The sequence below is a fragment of the Ferdinandcohnia sp. GQ5 genome (assembly GCF_059759275.1).
The window spans coordinates 403,664-420,855 of record NZ_JCAXEW010000002.1 but is presented as its reverse complement, the minus strand read 5'-3'; the positions used below and the strand labels follow the sequence as shown (position 1 = coordinate 420,855).

General features: G+C 36.6%; 15 protein-coding genes and 2 riboswitches. Of the genes, 13 read left to right on the top strand and 2 right to left on the bottom strand.

The features are described 5' to 3' along the window. Window positions 1–507: 507 nt before the first annotated feature. Window positions 508–1,179, top strand: a complete 672-nt coding sequence (locus AC6CHV_RS04120; protein ID WP_498078174.1) for a hypothetical protein — start codon at window positions 508–510, stop codon at window positions 1,177–1,179. A gap of 132 nt (window positions 1,180–1,311) precedes the next feature. Here the strand turns inward: AC6CHV_RS04120 and AC6CHV_RS04115 are convergent, their stop codons facing one another. Beyond that, on the bottom strand, window positions 1,312–2,454 hold the full coding sequence (locus AC6CHV_RS04115) for an oxidoreductase (RefSeq protein ID WP_498078173.1): 1,143 nt from the start codon (window positions 2,452–2,454) through the stop codon (window positions 1,312–1,314). Window positions 2,455–2,611: 157 nt separating this feature from the next. Here AC6CHV_RS04115 and AC6CHV_RS04110 point away from each other — a divergent pair, with 157 nt between their 5' ends. The 6 genes from AC6CHV_RS04110 to tenA all read left to right on the top strand — a co-directional run bounded on the left by AC6CHV_RS04110 (window position 2,612) and on the right by tenA (window position 8,402). Further along, on the top strand, window positions 2,612–2,857 hold the full coding sequence (locus AC6CHV_RS04110; protein ID WP_498078172.1) for a hypothetical protein: 246 nt from the start codon (window positions 2,612–2,614) through the stop codon (window positions 2,855–2,857). Window positions 2,858–3,030: 173 nt separating this feature from the next. Continuing rightward, a complete protein-coding gene (locus AC6CHV_RS04105; protein WP_498078171.1) occupies window positions 3,031–5,271 on the top strand; it encodes an ATP-binding cassette domain-containing protein in 2,241 nt (746 codons plus the stop codon). Between the two features lie 167 nt (window positions 5,272–5,438). Further along, complete coding sequence (locus tag AC6CHV_RS04100) at window positions 5,439–5,936, top strand: hypothetical protein (protein WP_341331189.1); 498 nt, start codon at window positions 5,439–5,441, stop codon at window positions 5,934–5,936. A 216-nt stretch (window positions 5,937–6,152) separates the two neighbouring features. Continuing rightward, a complete protein-coding gene (locus AC6CHV_RS04095) occupies window positions 6,153–6,611 on the top strand; it encodes a glycine zipper domain-containing protein (RefSeq protein ID WP_341331190.1) in 459 nt (152 codons plus the stop codon). Window positions 6,612–6,743: 132 nt separating this feature from the next. Next, window positions 6,744–7,391 (top strand): lysozyme inhibitor LprI family protein, encoded by a 648-nt coding sequence (locus AC6CHV_RS04090; protein ID WP_498078170.1) that lies wholly within the window; start codon window positions 6,744–6,746, stop codon window positions 7,389–7,391. Window positions 7,392–7,509: 118 nt separating this feature from the next. Beyond that, window positions 7,510–7,613, top strand: a riboswitch (TPP riboswitch). 108 nt (window positions 7,614–7,721) lie between these two features. After that, window positions 7,722–8,402, top strand: coding sequence for a thiaminase II (gene tenA, locus AC6CHV_RS04085; protein WP_498078169.1), 681 nt, complete (start codon window positions 7,722–7,724; stop codon window positions 8,400–8,402). 42 nt (window positions 8,403–8,444) lie between these two features. Here tenA and AC6CHV_RS04080 read toward each other — a convergent pair whose 3' ends face one another. Continuing rightward, entirely contained in the window at window positions 8,445–10,115 is a 1,671-nt protein-coding gene (locus AC6CHV_RS04080; RefSeq protein WP_498078168.1) for a pectate lyase family protein, read from the bottom strand. Between the two features lie 427 nt (window positions 10,116–10,542). On the opposite strand from AC6CHV_RS04080, the gene AC6CHV_RS04075 reads away from it, so the two are divergent. The 6 genes from AC6CHV_RS04075 (at window position 10,543) to AC6CHV_RS04050 (ending at window position 17,147) form a co-directional block, all read left to right on the top strand. Beyond that, entirely contained in the window at window positions 10,543–11,406 is an 864-nt protein-coding gene (locus AC6CHV_RS04075; RefSeq protein ID WP_498078167.1) for a helix-turn-helix domain-containing protein, read from the top strand. A 220-nt stretch (window positions 11,407–11,626) separates the two neighbouring features. Beyond that, window positions 11,627–11,735, top strand: a riboswitch (SAM riboswitch). A 144-nt stretch (window positions 11,736–11,879) separates the two neighbouring features. After that, entirely contained in the window at window positions 11,880–12,530 is a 651-nt protein-coding gene (locus AC6CHV_RS04070) for a carboxymuconolactone decarboxylase family protein (RefSeq protein WP_498078166.1), read from the top strand. A 240-nt stretch (window positions 12,531–12,770) separates the two neighbouring features. After that, the gene (locus tag AC6CHV_RS04065) at window positions 12,771–13,457 is read left to right on the top strand and encodes a response regulator transcription factor (protein WP_121448108.1); all 687 of its coding nucleotides are present in this window, start codon (window positions 12,771–12,773) and stop codon (window positions 13,455–13,457) included. After that, window positions 13,432–15,510, top strand: a complete 2,079-nt coding sequence (locus AC6CHV_RS04060; RefSeq protein ID WP_498078165.1) for a histidine kinase dimerization/phospho-acceptor domain-containing protein — start codon at window positions 13,432–13,434, stop codon at window positions 15,508–15,510. The genes AC6CHV_RS04065 and AC6CHV_RS04060 overlap by 26 nt, the downstream gene beginning before the upstream one ends. A 188-nt stretch (window positions 15,511–15,698) precedes the next feature. Continuing rightward, window positions 15,699–16,097 carry a methylglyoxalase gene (gene glxB, locus AC6CHV_RS04055; protein ID WP_498078164.1) on the top strand — a complete coding sequence of 133 codons (399 nt, stop codon included), beginning with the start codon at window positions 15,699–15,701 and terminating at the stop codon, window positions 16,095–16,097. A gap of 201 nt (window positions 16,098–16,298) precedes the next feature. After that, the gene (locus AC6CHV_RS04050) at window positions 16,299–17,147 is read left to right on the top strand and encodes a hypothetical protein (RefSeq protein WP_498078163.1); all 849 of its coding nucleotides are present in this window, start codon (window positions 16,299–16,301) and stop codon (window positions 17,145–17,147) included. Window positions 17,148–17,192: the final 45 nt, after the last annotated feature.

The window sequence follows — 17,192 nt, the reverse complement described above, 5'->3', positions numbered from 1 at the left end:
TCACCGAACACGGAAGTTAAGCTCTTGCGCCAATGGTAGTTGGGACTTTGTCCCTGTGAGAGTAGGACGTCGCTTGCGATTGAGAGACCAACCGTTATAGTTGGTCTTTTCTTATTTTAAAAAATAAAATGTTATGTCGTAGTTTATTTTATCTTTCATATCTTACTAAAATTTTTCTACGTAAAATAGCTTTTTAATCAAGATATTAAGAGTGGATGATACGTTCATTCACCTTGGAACAATGGACCCTTCCCTTTGAGTCTATTTTGTTTCAGGTTTATTTTTCGTTTGCTTTTTAGAGTCTTGTTTGTTTTTAATATGCCCCTTCGCATCCACTTTTGAATCCTTTAACATGATTTTTCACCTCCAAATTATAAAAGTCACCTTTAGATGCTGTTATGTTTCCACTTCAGAAAACCTTTATACGTAGCTTCTTTATTGAACGACTGTATAAAAACAATTTGTCTTCAAAAAATAAGGGAACAAATTTATTAGGTGGTGTTCATTTTGGCTGATAGGAAAAAGAAAGGTTGTCTTGGCTGTTTCGGGTTACTCATTCTTATTATCATTATTGGTTCTTGCGCTGCCATATTAGGTGGGGATGAGGAAGATCAAGCTCCTCCGGCACCACAAGAGGAGCAAAATAGAACGGATGATACGGCAGTAGAAAAAGAAGAACCAGTAGAGGAAAATAAAAAAGAAGTTCCGGAAAAAGAAGAGCAGCCTAGTAAAGAACAGACAGCTGAAAAAGAAAAAGTACCTGAAGATTTAAGTGGCTTCGTTGAATACGCAGTTAAGAAGGAAGCAGGCGAAACATCGAATCACGATGAAGAAAAGCTAAAAAGTCGAGTGCAAAAAGTCTCTGTTGATGGAGATGTTGTGTGGGTACAGGCTGTAGCTGACGATAACTTTACAAAAAATACTATTCGCAAAAGTATACAACGAGATAGTACCGATATCCTACAAAAGATTTATACAAGCAGGGATGACGTATCTGAAGTTACACTTGATTGGGTGTTTCCATTACAAGATGCGTATGGAAATGCGAAGATTGGACCGATTGTAACAATTATCCTATCGAAGTCCACCGCAGATAAAATAAATTGGGAAAACTTTACCTCTTCCAACCTTCCAAAAGTTGCAGATACCTATATCGAATACCCAGCAATAAAAGATTAATATAGAGTTATTTGAGGATTAGGCTTAGTTAAAGGAGTAAAAGGTATCTTAGCAATGAAAAAGGGACACTGGCTTTTCAGTGTCCCTTTTCACAAAAAATGGTGGGACGATGGACCTGTCCCTCTGACTCACCTATACTCCTGGGAACCAGCCAGGGGTGTGGATGATTGCATTCCATAGTGGATCTGGAATGACTAATTCTTTTTGTTTGGTTTTGTCTATTTTTGTTATGATGTCTTTTTCTTTATCTTCTGCTACTTTTTGTACCCAATCTGGGTCAATGATTAATTCTCTACCTAATGCAAGTAAAGGTACTCCTGTATTAAAGGCTTTTCGAGCTTCATCTGCTGAATAAATAGACCCGACTCCAATCAAAGGAACCCGATTATTAATCGTTTCTAGCAAGTATTCGATACGAGGTTTGTCTGTGTCTTCAACACCTCTTCTTGCTGTTGAGAAAAATTCACTTATTGACACATGTAAATAAGTTAAGCCTTTATTCGCTAGTGTATCAACTAGTTTAAGTGTATCACCCATTGTAATTCCCGGTGTTTCAGGTTCTTCTGGTGAAAAACGATAGCCAACTATAAACTCTGGAGTTGCATGTTCTTTTACGACTCTTTGCACTTCATCCACAATTGCGAGGGGGAAGGTCATACTTTTTTCTAAATTGCCTCCATATCGGTCTTCACGACGATTTGAATGAGGAGAGAAGAACTGTTGAATGAGATAGCCGTTAGCTCCATGTATTTCAACTCCATCATAGCCTGCTTCAATTGCACGACGAGTTGTATCTCCGAATGCCTTAATAATATCTTCAACTTCGCCCTCAGTTAATGGTCTTGGTTTTACATCAGGTTCCTCGGTTGATGCTCCGCCACTAACTGCAGGTACATCACTTGCGCTCACAATTTCTCCATTTGGAACTAATTCAGGAGGGCACATTCTTCCGCCATGAAAAATTTGTAAGATCGCTTTCGCACCTTGTTCTTTAATCCCTTGGGCTAATCGAGATAAGCTCGGAATCATCTCATCTTTGTCACCAGCAAATTCACCATGGAATCCTTTTCCATTTGGTGTAACATATGTACAAGCCGTGATTACCATACTTACACCACTTGAGCGGCGTGCATAGTAACTCACTTCTGCATCTGAAACAGTTCCATCTGGGTTAGATGAAAAGTTAGTCATTGGTGCCATGACCAGCCTGTTTTTTAATTTAACTCCATTAGGGAGAGTGTAAGTTGATAGCATAAATTGATTGTCTACATTCATTGTTGAAGCCTCCTTAACAGTTGATTGTTATGAAAAAAACAGTACCATTATATACTTAGCTAATCAGTGGTACTTTATTAGCGTGCAAAAATAATGATACATTCTAAAAGAAACAGTTTAAAGTTTTCTGCTTAGATGGGAGAGGGAGAGATAATCGATGGATGGAATTGGTACCACCATGTTAAGTGGTTATATGAAAAAACGAGCTGGTCATATAGATGCCAACTCGTTTTATGAAATGCCCCTGCCAAGGAATTTTATTATACCATATGTAGGGGTCACTTTTAAAAGTAAATGCTACTTAAACATCTGGTCAATCGCTTGGTTTCATCCTTCTGTTGATCTTATTAACAAGTTGAACTTGTCTGGTCATATGAAAATTTTTCTCCATCATTTTGATTAGGCAATTAAAAAGATTATCTCATTATTTTACCATTTTTATAAAAGGAAATGGAATGATGTGATTTAGTGGGGTAGATTAGATAGAAATAGTGGGACGCGGGACCTGTCCCTCTGTCCCAAGTTGTGGTAAGATGGACAAGCTAAATTGTACGAAGTAAGGGAGATGATGATTGAATGATGCAGGAGTTTATTGAAGTTATTAATGGACGGGAGAACAATTTGAAAAATGTTCATGTTCAGATTCCGAAGGGGAAAATTACGATTTTTACCGGGGTTTCTGGTTCTGGGAAGTCATCGATTGTATTTGATACGATAGCACAGGAGGCAGGTCGTCAGCTAAATGAGACTTTTAGTAGTTTTGCCCGTCAGTTTCTGCCGAAATACGGCCGGCCTGAGGCGGATGAAATTAATAATCTTTCCACTGCAATTATAGTTGACCAGAAACGTCTTGGTGGTAATGCAAGATCAACTCTTGGGACGGTTACTGACATTCATCCTTTGTTACGACTTCTTTTTTCACGGTTTGCACAACCAAGCATTGGCTGGAGTAATGCATATTCCTTTAATGATCCACTTGGGATGTGCCCACATTGTGAGGGGATTGGTAGAACGATTACGTTAAACCTCGAAGCTGCGTTAGATAAAGAAAAGTCCTTAAATGAAGGAGCGATTTTACTTCCGGGGTTTGGTCCAGGGACATGGCAATGGAAAGCATATGCGGAGTCTGGATTCTTCGACAACGATAAGAAAATAAAGGATTATACCAAGGAAGAGTTTGAAAAGCTCGTTTATGCCGGTGAGGAAAAAATCGTCGTTAATTATATGAATGGTGAGATTAACACAACGTATGAGGGCTTGGCCGTTAAATTTATGAGACAAAATGTGAATCGAGATAAAGATACATCGAAAGCTGCTGAGAAAAAGCTGAAAGAATTTACGACAACTGGCAAATGCCCTAACTGCCAAGGGACACGGTACAATGAGAAGGTCTTGTCTTCAACTTTCAAAGGTTATTCCATTTATGACCTGACATCCATGCAACTCGATGAATTAATGGATGTTCTTCAAAGCTTTGATGAACCAAGTGTGAAACCAATTGTAGACGGGGTTGCAGAACGTGTTAAAAATCTTTGCGACATTGGACTAAGTTATTTGACCTTAACAAGGGAAACACCTACTCTATCTGGTGGAGAGTCTCAGCGTGTAAAAATGGTGAAATATTTGTCCAGTAACCTAACTGGATTAATGTACATATTTGATGAACCAAGTACAGGACTACATCCACGTGATGTCTACCGATTAAATGAATTACTAGTAAAGTTAAGAGATAAGGGAAATACGGTTTTAGTTGTGGAGCATGACCCTGATGTTATTCAAATTGCAGACCATATCATCGATGTTGGTCCAAATGCAGGTACTGGTGGAGGACATATCATGTATAGTGGAAGTTATCAGGGGTTATTATCTTCTGATACACTTACTGCTCAGTTTTTAAACAAGAAAATGGAAATTAAAACAAATCCCAGACCTGTTAATGAGTTTTTGGAAAGTAAAAAAAGTAGCCTCCACAATTTGAAAAATGTGAGCATTCGCGTGCCAATCGGAGTTTTTACTGTTGTTACGGGGGTAGCGGGTTCTGGTAAAAGTACGCTTGTAAACGAGGTTTTTGCAAAGGATTTTCCAGATTCCATTCGTATAGACCAAAGCCAGGTTCATGGTAACATACGATCCAATCCGGCAACCTTCTCCGGTATTATGAATTCGATTCGAAAAGCATTTTCAGAAGCGAACAATGTGGAGAGTGGATTATTCAGCTATAATTCAAAAGGTGCTTGTGAAACATGTGGTGGAACAGGAACGGTAGAGCTTAACTTATCCTTCATGGATAAAATGGAAATGGAATGCAGTGAATGTCACGGAGATCGTTACAAACAGGAGGTCCTTCAATACCTGTACAAAGGAAAAAATATTGTAGAGGTTATGGATATGTCTGTAGCAGAAGCTGTGGAGTTTTTTGAAGCCAAAGATATCAAGCGCCAATTGACAAGTATGGCGACTGTTGGACTTGGATATTTGTCTTTAGGCCAACCACTAAACACATTATCTGGTGGAGAGAGTCAACGACTGAAGCTCGCAAAAGAGATAAATAAAAAGGGGAATATCTATATTTTAGATGAACCGACAACCGGACTGCATCTGTCCGATGTTTCCAATATTCTAGCGATTATCGAAAAATTAGTTGAAAAGGGTAATACAGTTATTGTCATAGAACATAACCTAGACGTCATACGAAATAGTGATTGGATTATTGATTTAGGTCCAGATGGAGGTACAGGTGGTGGAGAAATTTTATATGAAGGGCCACCTGGAGGACTAAAAAATTGTGAACGATCAATAACAGCTAAGTATATTTAAAGAAAAGAAGAGGTGCCTAAACCCTGTATACTTAAGGGTTCATGTGCCTTTTTTAAATGAATAACGAAAGGACGCATCAGTAGCCAAGGTGGATAATGATCCTGTTTCTATACAATTAGATTGAATAAAAGTAAGTTGCACTCATACTCATTTAATGAGGTGATGTTATGGATTATAATAATTTTAAATCAATTAAAGATTATGGCTTCGAAGGTTATATTCCGGTTACTGAATTGATGCAAAATCACTCTATCGTTCCACATAATAAAGGGGTTTATATGGTGCTTTATACCCCTGATGATTCACCAGAGTTTTTAACAGAAGGTACGGGTGGTTATTTTAAAGGGAAAGATCCGAATGTTCCAGTAGAAAAATTAAATGAAAGTTGGATAAAGAATACGAAAGTAATCTATATCGGGAAAGCCGGTGGTGGAAAAAGCTCTGCAACTTTGAATTCAAGAATAAAACAGTTGTTAAAATTTGGTAGTGGGAAAAATGCAAGCCACTACGGTGGTAGGGTTATTTGGCAAATAGAGGATATTAATCATTTGATTGTTTGTTGGAAGGAACTAACCGTTGAGGATCCTAATGATGTAAAAAATCAACTGATTAAGGGTTTTAAAAAAATACATAGAAAGAGGCCATTCGCCAATATGGTTGATTAATCTTAATTTCGTGAGTAATGTTCATTAATATATGGAGTAGTTTAAAAAAAAGGAACCGGGAGGATTATTGTTAATCCTCTCCTTTTTTTGTATCGGTTTTAACAGGAGTGGTAAAAAGTGGATGGAAAAATGAAACTAAATCGAGTTTTATTCGTATATAAGGTATAAGAAAAAACGATCCTTTGCCAAATTAAGATTTCATTAGGCGGTGGTGTATTGAAAAATCTTGTAGACGATATAAAAACAAATTTAAGGAAGCTAAGGAGTAACATAAGTAAAGAACAAGCAAAAAAACTTGATTTAAATAAATGTGAAAGAGTGGTTGAAAAGCTGGATTCTTTATCGACGAATTGTGAGGAATGTCGAGAACATCTAGTTGATTTAAAGAAACATTTTATGGGGTTAGAAGCAAAAATAGATAGTATTGAGCAAGAATGTAAACAGCATAAACAAGTCATTCAAGGAATTGTTTCACATCTTCAGAAGAAGCATAAGTTGGTATCAGAAGGATTTTATCTATCATTATATATGTCCATTGGTATGAGTTTAGGTGTAGTGTTTGGATTAACAATAATTGACAACTTTGCGTTAGGTATATCGTTTGGTATGAGCATGGGTATTGCCATTGGTGCTGGTTTGGATGCAGATGCTAAGAAAAAAGGTAACACAATATAGTCGATCGAACACTTACAAATGTGAGTGTTTTTTGTTTGCATTAGGTGAGGATTGCTTAAAAAAGAATTTGAACTTCCTTAAATGTTACTGGAAAATTTTATGATATACTAGTTTGGTAGAGGAGGCAGTGTAATGAAAAATAAACAGCGTTTACAAATTGTAATAATTATCATAGCATTATTCTCGTTGGTTGCATGTAGTAATTCAACGGATGAGGCAAATGCTAAACCAGAAAATGAAGAATCAGAAACTAGCACCGATCTAAAAACAGAGGAAAAACCGGCTACCGATGAGGAGCCAGGTGAAATAGTTAAATCTGAGAGTCCTGAACATACTCAGATTAAAAACAAAGATGTGACATCTAAAGAACCATCAACGAATGAAAATGAAGAGTCATCGAAGTCTAGTGACAACAAAGAAATAAACCAAGGTATGAAGGATACATATCTCAAAGAATTAAATGAATTGGAAGAAGCAGATAGAAACGCCGAAGATACAACAACAATGGCAGAATTAGAAGAACAAGAGGCGGCAAGGTATAAAAAGTGGGATCAGAAATTGAACGAAATTTATGGTGTATTGAATGAACAGCTTGATTCTGAACAGATGGATCAATTACGAGAAGAACAGCGGAATTGGATTAAATATAGAGATGAAACTGCAAAAGAATCTTCACTGAAATATAAAGGTGGCTCGACGGAAACCTTAGAATATGTTGCTACCAAAGCAAGTCTAACTAGGGAAAGATGCTATGCGTTGGTTGCAAAGTATATGAAATGATTGTTTTTATTGGGGTAAGCTCGGAGTAGGACAATGACTCAAGCGGGACAATGGACATGAATAGTTGCCTTTTCATAGCCACTATGATTAACTAGTATCTAGTAACTTAATAATCTAACAATTCGACTAGGGGAGCATTTTTGTGCTGAGAGATAGAAGAAATATCGACCCTTTGAACCTGATCTAGGTAACACTAGCGTAGGGAAGTGGAGTTGGCACGTTATGTTTAGACTGAACGATTTTATATTGCCTAACCCATTCCTAGCAAACTAGTGATGGGTTTTTGTTTTTTTATCTCCCCAAGGTCAAATGGAGAGAGGGGACAAGAAAGTGAGTAGTCTTTTTACAGATCGTTTATGGAATCGAGTGGAGCCTATCTGGAATTCGTATTTGGAGCATCCATTTGTGAAAGGGATTGGCGAGGGTTGGTTGGATAAGGATAAGTTTAAGCATTATATGAAGCAGGATTATGTGTACCTGATTGAATATTGCCGTCTATTTGCATTAGGGAGTGCAAAAGCTCCAGATTTAAAAACGATGTCCATATTTGCAAACCTTTTGCATGGGACATTAGAGATGGAAATGGATCTTCACCGCCAATATGCCGCAAAATTTGGAATATCAGCTGAAGAGCTTGAGGCAACAAAGCCTTCATCAACTACAACTTCTTACACAAGTTACATGTTGAATGTGGCGCAGCTCGGTGGTGTAGATAATGTTGTCGCAGCAGTCCTTGCTTGTGCTTGGAGCTATAACTTTATTGGAAAAGAGCTCGTAACATGGCATGGAGCTGTTGAACATGAATTTTATGGTGAATGGGTGAAAATGTATTCATCCGATGAGTTTACTGCCTTGGCGGAAGATTGTAAGACGCTAATCAATGAAATCGCAAGCGAAAAACCGGAACGAGATTTAGCTGTACTTGAAGAAATCGTCGTCAAAACCAGTTTGTTTGAGTATATGTTCTGGGATATGGCTGAAAACCTTGAGGAGTGGCCAATTAAACTGTAAGGACATGGGGACAGAGGGACAAAGAACCTCTGTCCCCCTATATTATCGACCTTTACTGTTGGAGTTATAGTCAGTTTTTAACCATGCAATTGGGCTCATATTTACCTTGTTTGCACCTGCATATTTTGTAAGTGTTGGAACAACGCTGTCTAAAGGAACCACGGTATACGTATAAGGGAGTTTCTCGTCATAGTTATATTCAAAGGTAAATGGATCAGTAGGTGGATTCATTTTACTCATATTTTCACTTCCAACAATATGAGAAGACCATGCCCAATTTCCGATTGTTGATTTGTCATACCATATAAATCCTGTTGTAAACAGATTTTCACCATTATTGTCCCAGCTGCTTCCTGTATACGTGCCATATTGGTTGGTAATTTTTGAGTTTACAATTAAGTTTCTATTATAAGCTGCTTGGAATAACTCAGCCCATTGGGCGTCCATATTTTTAGTATCTAATCCCTGAATCTCTGCACCAATGATTGGCTCGTTAATGTCATTGAATACAGATGTATCTGCTGCAATCGAGGCTCCATTTCTAGCATTTAGTGCCCGTGAAAGTGTATCTGTTCCAAATTCAGCAATTGCCGAGACATTCTCTAAAATCGCTTGATGAGAGGAATTGTCCAAATACAAGTTGTACGCATGACCAGAACCTTGGCGTATCATAGGAATTCTCTGTCCAACATTGGTATAGGTATTATAAGCGAGTGTTAAACGTATTCTTTGATTGCCATCCTTTATCTCATCGCCACTACTAGACACATAATTCACATAGTCTTTATCACCTGAACCTGATAAATGCACCTTACTGTGATACGCAGCATAGGCCATGATTTGTTCTTTAGTGGCACCTTCATTTCGCATGTTGTAATACACACTATCGGAATTCAGTTCATTTGAAGCATATTTCTCTTCCATAAATTGAATCGTTTGATAAATATCAGTGTCTGTTGAGGGATTTTCATCTGCAGGTAATCCGAATTCAGACCAGGAAATGGTGATGTTGGAGCCACCGTTCTCTGTATCAATTAATCCATCCGCTGCAATTGGAAATTTGCAATGGTCAATCCATACATTGTTGGCACCATTTATTTTAATATAAGTCCAGCCTACTTCCTTGTGTTTTCCTGTATCATCCCATTGCCACATGCCATCAAAGTTCAGATTACGAATGACGATATCGTTCGTAGACCGTTGTAATTTTAACTCGACAGATCTTATCGTTTTTCCTTTTTTTGAAAAAATCGTGAGTCCTTCAATATTATCAATATTTAGTTGTGAAACACCAGAAGCTTCTATTTTTGGATTGGTAAATCCGTTCATAGGATCTCGATATTTCGTAATGAAACGAAACTTCTTTGTTTCCTCAGAACTCAGATTTAGATTCTTCCACCCAAAATTTAAGTCCTTAGCGATTTCAATTACTTTCACACTTCCAGCTTGTGCATCCAAAATGGCCTGTAAAAACTCTCTTTCTGTTTTGACCTGTCGATAATAGGGTGTATCAATGTATTCACTTCGGTCATTCACCCCTATTGAGGCATAACCAGAAACAGATAGAAAACTACTGTCATAATCTTTCATATACCTAATAGTGTTGGGAATCGAATCGATTGCTGCAGCGTGAGCCGTACCATTTCCGGTCAAGAAAAATGGCGCAAATAAGGAAAAAACCATAACCAATACCATTGCTTTTCTAAACTTCATAAAATACCACCTTTGCAATTTTTTAACTAAGTCTCAATGCAAACCAAATACAAACAAGCCTTTATATTACACCTCCAATCAACGTCTAACGGTAAACATTAGATTATTCTTGTAAACCCTTTCATGTTTGTGAATTCAAAAACTTCTATATTAGTTTAGCAAGCTTCTCATTACATATTTTGTGAGAAGAAGACGTTTCTGTTTACATTTTCGAAGGTGTTTAGGCATGTACACAGGAGAGGGGGTTCCTTTTTCCTAGTTCCTCGTTTGTTAAATAGGAGTAAAGTTGCGATTCCTTAAAAAATGAAGGATATGGGCAGATGAACATGTAATAAAAAGAACATAACTAGAGTACAAGTTTTAAGCGGGTGAAAAATGAGAACACGAATAAAGAATTTTGTTGGCTCATTTGGAGAGGAGTTGAATAGTGGTGCAAAAAATAAGTGTTTCTCTTCGTGAACAGCCTTTTTATATAAATCGTTTTAGTGGATACCATCCGTCAATGGCAACACATCATCTGCACCAAGATTACGAAATTTATTATTTATCCAAAGGGGAACGGATTTACATTATTAATGGGGAAGAGTACCTAGTAAAGAATCAGCATCTCGTTTTTATTGATAAAAATGTGATCCATAAAACGGTCAAGAAAAGCAATCAAGTGTATGAGCGAATGGTGATAAACTTTAGGGAGTGCTTCTTGAGTTTAGGCGAACAACATATCGTGAAGCAGCTCTTTGAAAATGGACCGTACATTATATCGATTCCTCAAAATAAAAGAGAATTAATTAACACTATCATAATGAGGCTATTCGAGGAGTACCAAAAGAATCTAAAGGAAAGGGATATGTACCTTAGATCTTTGCTATCCCAATTATTAATTGAAAGTAATAGACTGATAGAGGATGCGTGTCCTTTAGAAAAGATGAAAGTTTCGGGACAACAAGATAACACTGGTAAAAATGAAATCGAAAAGATTATTACATTTATTAATAACAATTTTACAAGCGATATTTCACTTGGTGTTTTATCCTATCATTTTCATGTAAATGAGCAGTATATAAGTAGACTTTTTAAAAAATACACTGGATGCAGTTTTATTGAATACTTGAACGCAATCCGTATAAATGAAGCAAAAAGATACTTAATACATACAAGCTTGAAAGTGAATCAAATTGCAGGAAAAGTGGGTTATTCCAATCATGTTCATTTTTGGCGAGTGTTTAAGAGGAATACAGGCATGTCCCCGAATCAATTTAGGATACTAAAGCAGAACGATCATCATCTTTAATAAGGTAACTATCTTGGTAGTTGTTCGAGAGATCATAAAATACGTGAATCAGTCGCTGCTAATCTAGTTAACACGTTTATAGACTTTATCGAAAAACGACATTCATCTAATACTTGTGGCTTGGATGTATTTTCGAAATAATTTGATATTTCAGTTGACAACCTCGAGTGACTTCATGTACGCTAATATTGTTAAATATTACAAAAATAAAATACGACATCTCTTATCGAGAGTCGGGGGAGGAACCTGGTCCAGTGAACCCGCAGCAACCGTTACAAAGAATGTAACTAGGTGCTAATTCCAGCAAGCATTTGCTTGAAAGATGAGTGTGGGATACATATTGCCTCTTCCTCATCGGAAGGGGCTTTTACATTTTATTCACTGGAAATAAGGATATTTGATTTTAAGGTGAGTAAATTAATGTGAAAAGTTGTATTTTATTTGGTGAAAAATAGCTAAGGGAGAGATTTACGATGAGTTTGTACAAAAAGGAATATTTCGGAAGACTACCAGAATTGAAAAAATATGCACCTGAAGCATTTCAATCATTTATAAAGTTTGATAGCCAAGCACTAGCTGCAGGCAAGCTTTCCGTAAAGCAAAAGGAATTGATTGCGGTTGCAGTAGCCCATATTACAGGTTGTCCTTATTGCATTGATTTACATGTTGGGAATGCAAAGAAGAATGAGTCTTCTAGAGAAGAAGTAGCAGAGGCTATTTTTGTTGCAACAGCATTAAAGGCAGGTTCCGCTTTAGCACATGGTGTGAATGCACTCAATGCCTATGATGGAAATGGCGATGAAGATCTATATAAAGAGGCTTATTTTGCAAGACTAAAAGAATTTGCTGATTTAAATGGTGAGGCTTTTAAAGCATTTATTGATTTTGACACAAAATCTCTTAAGGCGAAAAACTTAACAGAAAAAGAGAAAGAGTTAATCGCGGTGGCATGTGCGCACACAACAGGTTGCGCGTATTGCATTAACCTACATACGAAAAATGCCAAAAAAGCGGGTGCTGATTTAGAAGAAATCTCAGAAGCGATTTTCGTGGCAGTAGCATTAAAAGCAGGTTCTGCTTTGGCACACAGTGTAAATGTGCTTAATGCGTATGATGAGAAGTAATTAACAATATAAAACATAATCTTTTAATAGAAGGGGAACACAAACCTAACCAAAGGTCTGTGTTCTCTTTTTATTTTCCACCTATATTTTCATGATAGACTAGGATTTGCATCTCAAAATAATAAGAAAATCTTAAGATTTGCATGCAGTGTTTGTTAAGATTTGATTGATATCCTTTCCTTATAGTAAATTCTAAGGAGTTGATAGAAATGGTGAACACCACAAGTAGGAGTGAACGTTATGAATATATTGGTTTGTGACGATGATCAAGCCATCGTCGATGCGATTGGAATTTACTTAGAGAATGAAGGCTATACGGTTTGTAAAGCTTCCAATGGACTAGAAGCAATCGAGATCATCAAAAGTCAGGAAATTCATCTTATCATCATGGATCTGATGATGCCGAAAATGGATGGAATGAGAGCGACGATGGAAATTCGGAAAGAAAACAATATTCCTTTAATCATGCTTTCTGCAAAATCAGAGGATCATGACAAAATAATAGGTTTAAATATTGGGGCAGATGATTACATGACGAAGCCTTTTAATCCGTTGGAACTTATTGCAAGAGTTAAATCCCAACTGAGAAGATATACAACTTTCGGTGGCCTTGATACGAGAACCAATATAGTACAGACTGGGGGATTGATTATCGATGATGAAAGTAAAACGGTCACTGTTGATGGCGAGGAAGTCCATCTTACACCCGTTCAATATAAGATTGTAAGGCTTCTGACAGAAAACGCGGGTAGAGTATTCTCAATCGAGGAGATATATGAAAAGGTATGGAACGAACCCTCCTTTAACCCGGAAAATACCGTTACCGTTCATATTCGAAAAATCAGAGAGAAAATCGAAATCAATCCGAAAGAACCAAAATATTTGAAGGTGGTGTGGGGTGTTGGATATAAAGTGGAAAAAATATAGCCACTCGATTATAACGAAAATCATTGTTTTTGTCATTGCGATCTTGTGTTTTACAGGAATAGCTCGAGCCGTTGTGGAAGTGGAGATTGTGAATGATGGGAATTTTAGCAGCGTAACCGAAGAGCATTACATAGAGAGCATGGCCTATGTAAAGGAAAGTGAAAGGTTGATTGGAGACCTCACAAGACTATTAGGGAAATATAAAAGTGAGGAACATATTTTAAGTGGCAATACCCTTACTCAGGAAGAATGGAAGCAAGCAGAAGAAGATTTATATTACACAGAGTTTCAATATTCTAGGTCTTATAATCCTGAGTTAAGTGAAGAGAAGAACTTTGATAAATTTGAAGAAGAGTATGCTGATAAGCTCGCTGAAGCAAAAAATCAGATGATCAAAGAAGATTTAAAAGAGTTTCATATGCTCATTCAAAATCTTGATGATTATGAGCCAATCTTTTATGCAAGTGATGGTACCAATGTGTTTGCAAATAGTTCGAGTACGAATAAAGAGCAGTTTGAAACGTCACCAGCATACATGATATTTGAGGAATACAAACAAGAGTTTTATCCAAAGGAAACAGAGAAAAATGAGCATTTATATCGAATTACCGAGCAAATCGATGAAATTGATATGGAAAACACCGTTATTTTTGTAGGATTTTCGAAACAATTTTTAAATGAAAAAGCACAAAAGTGGCAAGAAGTAAAAGCAGTTGCTACTACAAGTTTATATCAAATATTAGGATACTTGGCAGGATTCATTCTTTCATTTATTTATTTAGTGCTAGTAGTTGGTAGAAAATCATTTCACGATCAAGAGTTAACCTTCCGTCCGGTAGAAAGACTATACAATGACATAAATATTGTGATGTGTATTCTTCTCATTCCACTATGGATAATGTTAGTGGATGACGTGTTTGAAAATATGACGAATATGTTCACCATCATCACCATTCCATTTGCGATTTTGGAATTAATATTGCTACTGCTCCTTGTGAAGCATGTAAAAAATAAAACACTTCTTAAGCACACATTGATCTATACAATCATCTACAAACTTGTGAAATTTTTTGGTGATGTCTATAAAAGCGGAAGCATTGCTGTAAAAACCGTATTAGTTGTAATTGGCTATCCACTATTGATCGCTATTACTTTTTTCATGTTTCCAATTACAATTGGGCTTGCCGCTTGGTTTGCTTATAAAAAGGTCAAGGCCTTCCAAAACATTCAAAAAGGAATCGAGATTGTCAAGGATGGTAATCTTCATCATCGAATCGAGGTTGTCGGAAATGGAGAATTTGCAAAACTTTCATCAAATGTCAACAGCATTACGGATGGGTTGAAAAAAGCGGTAGATAGTGAGTTGAAAAGTGAACGATTAAAAACAGAGCTTATTACCAATGTCTCACATGATATTAGAAATCCGTTAACTTCGATAATCACGTACGTAGATTTATTAAAACATGAAAAAGATCAAGTAAAAGCAAGTGAATATTTAGAAGTACTTGATCAGAAAGCACAAAGGTTAAAACTGCTAACAGATGATTTATTTGAAGCATCGAAAGCATCTAGTGGAAATATTCCAGTACAACTAGATAAAATTGATATTGTGTCATTAATTACCCAAGGTCTTGGGGAAGTGAATGATAAGATAGAGGCAATGGACTTAAATATTAAGCTGAATCATCCAGACTATAAAGTATATGTTACTGCTGATGGGAAATTATTATGGAGGTCCATCGAGAACATCTTATCGAATATTTTTAAATATGCACTTGAACGATCAAGGGTATATATAGATATTGAGGACATGGACAATGAAATCCGAATCAGCTTTAAAAACATCTCAGCCTATGAGTTAAATATCACTGCAGACGAATTAATGGAGCGTTTCAAAAGAGGCGATGAATCCAGAAACAGTCAAGGTAGCGGATTAGGACTCTCGATTGCGAGAAATCTTATTGAACTTCAAAAAGGCAGATTTACCATACACGTTGATGGAGATTTATTTAAGGCGATAATCAATTTACCTAAATTTGAGCCTAATGAATAAACGGTAGTTACAAACAATAGACAAAGTTATTTATGGGTTGATTCTATTACAAAGTGTGCATCATATTGAAGATAGACCTCATTTCAACCATTCTGATAAAAATGTTATGATATATTGGCAACAGGATTCTTTGATTGTTGACAATAACCAAGATTTTTTCATAGGAAATATCGATGGAGGTAAACAGGATGAAAATCATAGTGACTAGTTTATTTGTAGAGGATCAAGATAAGGCACTGAAGTTCTATTCTGAGACTCTGGGGTTTGTAAAAAAGCATGACGTTCCCGTGGGAGAATTTAGATGGATCACAGTTGTATCTCCCGAAGATCAGCAAGGTACTGAGCTTGTGCTCGAACCAAATAACAATCCCACTGCCAAAGAGTATCAACAAAAGTTATATGCTGAAGGCATCCCAGCTACTATGTTTGGAGTAGAAAATATTCAAACTGAATACGAACGATTAAAGGAGCTTGGTGTGAAATTTACAAAGGAACCGACAAATGCTGGTCCAGTAACAATAGCTGTCTTCGATGACACTTGCGGAAACCTTATTCAAATCACTCAGCAGAACAACCTGAATAACTAAAAAGCACCATTTGAACAATGAAGTATATTTTAGATATAGCTAAAGACTAGGAAAAGATAAATTCCTGGTCTTTTTTTTTGAAATTTATTTGGTGAATCGATAATAATATATTAATGATAATTAAATATTTATTGAAAAACAATAAATAATATCTTATAATCAATCTAACGAATAAACAAAGTTTGAAAGGAATGGAGTACATTGAAAACTAAAACAAAACGTTTACTTATTAGTGGGGTTACAACAGCCGCTATTTTTAGCTCATTTGCAATTCCTCAAGTTCGAGTAGAAGCTAATGAATTTTTATCATTATTTCGTGTGAATCAACTTGAGATGGTGAAGTTGACGCAAAGTGATATTAGTGAAATTGATAATTGGGTTCGTGAAAATAAAGAAGGTTCGTTAGACTTGGCGGGAATTGGAAAACTCGAAATGTCAGAGATAGCAGGGGAGCCGAAGTTCTTTGATACGTATCAATCAGCTGTAGAAGCTGGCTACTCTGTGCCTGAATTAGGGGAATATGAGGTTGAAGCAGTAAGTGTGACTCCAGCAACAACCATCACCTTTACTTTAAACGTCGAAAAAGCAAATCAACTATTAACTCAATTAGGTTCAGAACAACAATTCGAAGCAGCTTTAGATAAACAATCGTTTTCTGTTTCAACCTTTGATGCAATTGAAACGGATTACACGCAGAACGAGCAACATATCAGATATATGCGCACAAAATCTCCAGAAATCCTAGTTCCTGAGGGAGTATCGGTAGATGAGTTAAAAGCTACACTGCTTTCTCTACCATTTTTACCTGAAAATGTGAAGACACAGCTTGCAGACATCGATCATATTGAGACGACATTACCTATTCCTCTTGTAGAAAGAGAAGGTTCTACAATGACTGAAGTTCGTGTAGGAAATGCTCCTGGATTTGTAGTAGAAAGTAAAGAGGACTCCTATATGGTATGGCAGGAAAATAGCAATATCCATGTTATCTATACTCAAAGTAAGATGGGTGCAGAGGAACTAATGGAATTAATTAAAAAAATGAAGTAAATGATTTGAAGAGTTCAGAGTGATTTAGGTTACTCTGAACTTTTC

Coding starts and splice junctions, on each gene's coding strand:
- AC6CHV_RS04110 (WP_498078172.1), top strand. CDS start 2,612: ATGGATGGAATTGGTACCACCATGTTAAGTGGTTATATGAAAAAACGA.
- glxB (WP_498078164.1), top strand. CDS start 15,699: ATGAAAATCATAGTGACTAGTTTATTTGTAGAGGATCAAGATAAGGCA.
- AC6CHV_RS04105 (WP_498078171.1), top strand. CDS start 3,031: ATGATGCAGGAGTTTATTGAAGTTATTAATGGACGGGAGAACAATTTG.
- AC6CHV_RS04065 (WP_121448108.1), top strand. CDS start 12,771: ATGAATATATTGGTTTGTGACGATGATCAAGCCATCGTCGATGCGATT.
- AC6CHV_RS04080 (WP_498078168.1), bottom strand. CDS start 10,115: ATGAAGTTTAGAAAAGCAATGGTATTGGTTATGGTTTTTTCCTTATTT.
- AC6CHV_RS04070 (WP_498078166.1), top strand. CDS start 11,880: ATGAGTTTGTACAAAAAGGAATATTTCGGAAGACTACCAGAATTGAAA.
- AC6CHV_RS04090 (WP_498078170.1), top strand. CDS start 6,744: ATGAAAAATAAACAGCGTTTACAAATTGTAATAATTATCATAGCATTA.
- AC6CHV_RS04115 (WP_498078173.1), bottom strand. CDS start 2,454: ATGAATGTAGACAATCAATTTATGCTATCAACTTACACTCTCCCTAAT.
- AC6CHV_RS04100 (WP_341331189.1), top strand. CDS start 5,439: ATGGATTATAATAATTTTAAATCAATTAAAGATTATGGCTTCGAAGGT.